This is a genomic window from Petrotoga halophila DSM 16923 (assembly GCF_002924615.1).
Map to the genome: position 1 here is coordinate 1 of NZ_JALY01000300.1, position 3,468 is coordinate 3,468.

Annotated in this window: 3 protein-coding genes; all 3 read left to right on the forward strand. The window is 34.5% G+C overall.

Annotation, left to right across the window (positions count from 1 at the left end; translation table 11 throughout):
* The coding region (locus tag AA81_RS13305; RefSeq protein WP_211292722.1) for a P-loop domain-containing protein at positions 1-549 on the forward strand (549 nt) is incomplete at its 5' end.
* Positions 550-909: 360 nt separating this feature from the next.
* Positions 910-1,179, forward strand: a complete 270-nt coding sequence (locus AA81_RS13310; RefSeq protein WP_103899300.1) for a metal-sensing transcriptional repressor — start codon at positions 910-912, stop codon at positions 1,177-1,179.
* A gap of 17 nt (positions 1,180-1,196) precedes the next feature.
* Positions 1,197-3,416, forward strand: a complete 2,220-nt coding sequence (locus AA81_RS13315; protein WP_103899301.1) for a heavy metal translocating P-type ATPase — start codon at positions 1,197-1,199, stop codon at positions 3,414-3,416.
* Positions 3,417-3,468 lie beyond the last annotated feature (52 nt).

Here is a 3,468-nt window from a genome sequence, read left to right on the forward strand (position 1 = left end):
GTCTCTACTGTGATCGTAGTCGGAGGAGCTGGAGATTACTTTAATGTTGCAGATCATGTGATCATGATGGATGAATATAGACCTAAGAATGTCACAGAACTGGCACACAAGATTGCAAGAGAGCTTCCTACCCTGCGAAAAGAGGAGAGTTCTGATAAATTTGGCCGAATTTGTCGCAGAGTTCCCGATCCTGTTAGTATTAACCCTAAGCGGGGAAGTAAATTAAAGGTTAAAGCCTCAAGCAAAGATGTTATTCATTTTGGTAGAAACAATATTGAATTAGGTAACCTTGAGCAGCTTTTAAATAGAGAACAAGCCAAAACAATTGGTCACATCCTTGTTTTTGCTTTACAGAAAGGAATCATAGACGGCCAGAGTTCACTGGGAGATATATTGAATAAAATCTTCAATATTTTAGAAAAAGAAGGACTTAAAATTATCTCTCCTTTTAACTACCCTGATGGTGATTACGTAAAACCAAGACCGTACGAGGTAGGGGCAGCTTTAAATAGGTTACGAAGTTTTAAAGTGAAAAGAGTAGAAATTTAATTGGTAAGGGATGAAAAATGATTTAGCTATTTTCTAGATAAAATATTAGATTGTTAAAAAATATAAAAGGCGTCTGCACAAGGCGTCTTTTTTATTGATTTTATTTTTATAGTATATTTTGTGAAACAATACTTAGGTTTTTTACCAGAAACAACAATTTTGTGGTGTAGTATTTACTAACTTTAGAGTTACTTACTCACGAGTTAGTAACTCATGAGTAAATGATCGAATTTATATTATTTTAATAAGTTTTAAAGATTTTGTGTCCCATAAAAAGGAATAATTAATTTGATCGTAATAAAAATAGTTTATAATTTTTATACCCTCCCCATGTGGGATGGATAAAAAGGAGGCGATTTTATGAAACACGAAAAGGCTCTTAGAAAACTTAAAACAGCTCGTGGACAGATTGATGCAGCTATAAAAATGATTGAAGAAGAAAGATACTGTATTGATATATCTAAGCAACTGTTGGCCACAATTTCCCTTTTAAAAAATGCACACTCTGAAATATTGAAAAAACATATAGAAACTTGTGTGAAAGATGCAACGTCTTCTAAAGATACCGAAGAAATCAATATAAAATTGGAAGAACTTGAAGAGGTTTTTGATTATCTCAAAAAAACGTAGAAAAGGTGGTGTAATATATGAATGAAGTCAAAGAAAAATCGTTAGAACCCTCTAATTCTCAAGAAAAATTTGCCGAAAATAATAAAATATCTTTCAGCGTTCAGGGGATGACCTGCGCTACATGTGTAAAAAACGTAGAAAGGGCACTTAAAAAATTAGACGGCGTGAAATATGTTTCCGTCAATCTAGCCACAGAAAAAGCTGTATTAATATCCCAAGAATCAATACCAATGAATAAAATCAAAAAGGCTGTATCAGACGTTGGATACAAGGTTTCTGAAGAAATGCCCACCGAGGACTTGATAGAAAAAAGATTCAAAGAATCGCGCAAAGATATGTATATTTCATTAGCTATTACGATTCCCCTTATGGTTCTAATGATCTTAAATATGAGCGGATTGAATATTCCTTTTATGCTATTCATTGAATTAATCGGTGGTGCAGCAACAATCTTCATACCAGGTAGAAAAACTTTAAAAAGTGCTTGGATAGCTTTATCTCATCTTCATACCAATATGGATACATTAGTTTCTCTTGGGGCTATTTCCGCTTGGGCGACTACAGTTTTAGCAATTATTGGTTTAGATATCCTTTCTTTTGGTACTATTGCATCTATGCTCATTACGCTGAATCTGATAGGTAGATACATTGAAGCAAGGATGAAACATAGTGCTTCAAGAGAAATAAAGCTCCTTCTTTCCATGAAAGTAGACAAAGCCAATGTGATTACTGATGATGGCGTGGTTGAATTACCCATAGACACAGTTAAAATAGGTGATTTAATACTGGTGAGACAAGGTGAAAAAATCCCTTTAGATGGTACTATCGTAGAAGGACAAGCTTCCATAAACGAATCTATGATAAGTGGCGAACCATTACCTGTATCAAAAGGTGAGAAGGATTCCGTGGTGAGTGGCACAATAGTCGAATCAGGACTCTTAAAAATAAAAGTTGAAAAAGTTGGAGAAGACACATTCCTAAATCAAATGATTAAACTTGTAGAAGAGGCACAATCCTCTAAAGTACCTATTCAAGCCCTAGCTGACAGAATAACCTTGTATTTTATTCCGACAGTTTTTTCTTTAGCTGTCCTAAGTGGTATCCTTTGGTTTTTCCAATATGAAACGTTCCAACCTTTTTTAATTAACGCTTCAAATATCATTCCATGGGTTCTTACAGATGCCGGTCCGCTATCTACCGCAATTTTTTCATTTGTTGCCACCCTTGTTATAGCGTGCCCATGCGCACTTGGCTTAGCAACTCCTATGGCCCTTGTGGCTGCAAGTTCTGTATCTGCCAAGAAAGGATTGATCATAAAAAATGGAGAAGCTATTCAAACGGCTAAAGATATAGATACAATTCTCATGGACAAAACTGGAACCTTAACTAAAGGCCAACCTTCAGTTATTGAACACAATTTAGATGATGAAACATTTTTAATTATTTCAGAAATAGAGAAAAATTCTACTCACCCTTTGGCTAAGGCGATAGTCGAATACGCACATGAACATATTAAAAATCAGAACATAAAAATTGAAGAAATAGAGGAAATAACAGGCAAGGGAATCGTTGGAACATACAAAAACAATAAATATTATATCGGTAAACCACGTGATGCAAAACCCTACCAAGAATTTATGGAAAACGCAGAAACGGTAATAGAAGTAAGTAAAAATGAAAAAATTGTTGGGTACATAAGAATCGCTGATGAGATTAAAAGTGATGCCGTAGAAGCTATAAAACAATTAAAAGAAATGGGAATGGAACCCATAATGGTAACAGGTGACAACGAAAAAACTGCCAGAGCCGTTGCTAAAAAAGTTGGAATTAATAAGGTCTTTGCAAATATATCTCCTCAAAATAAAGTAGAAATAGTCAGAAAATATCAGATAGAAGGGAAAAGAGTCGCTATGATAGGCGATGGAATAAATGATGCCGCCGCTTTAAAATCATCTGATATGGGTATTGCAATAGGCAACGGAACGGATTTAGCAATAGAATCTGCGGATGTAATAATAAGTCAAGGAGAAATTTCAAAAGTAATAGATGCAATAAAGATATCTGAAATAACCTTTAAAAAAATAAAGCAAAACTTATTCTGGGCATTCTTCTACAACATTATCGCAATACCTTTGGCAATGGTTGGAATCCTTCACCCAGCAATAGCAGAGATTGCCATGTTATTCAGTTCCATAAACGTAATTTACAATTCCAGTCGAATTACAAAAAAACTATAGGAGGTGAAACAATGAAATACATCTTTGATGTACCAGATATGTCTTGTGAACA

What these genes read in the sequence shown, in the direction of transcription:
- AA81_RS13315 (WP_103899301.1), top strand. Translation starts at nt 1,197, where the DNA reads ATGAATGAAGTCAAAGAAAAATCGTTAGAACCCTCTAATTCTCAAGAA.
- AA81_RS13310 (WP_103899300.1), top strand. Translation starts at nt 910, where the DNA reads ATGAAACACGAAAAGGCTCTTAGAAAACTTAAAACAGCTCGTGGACAG.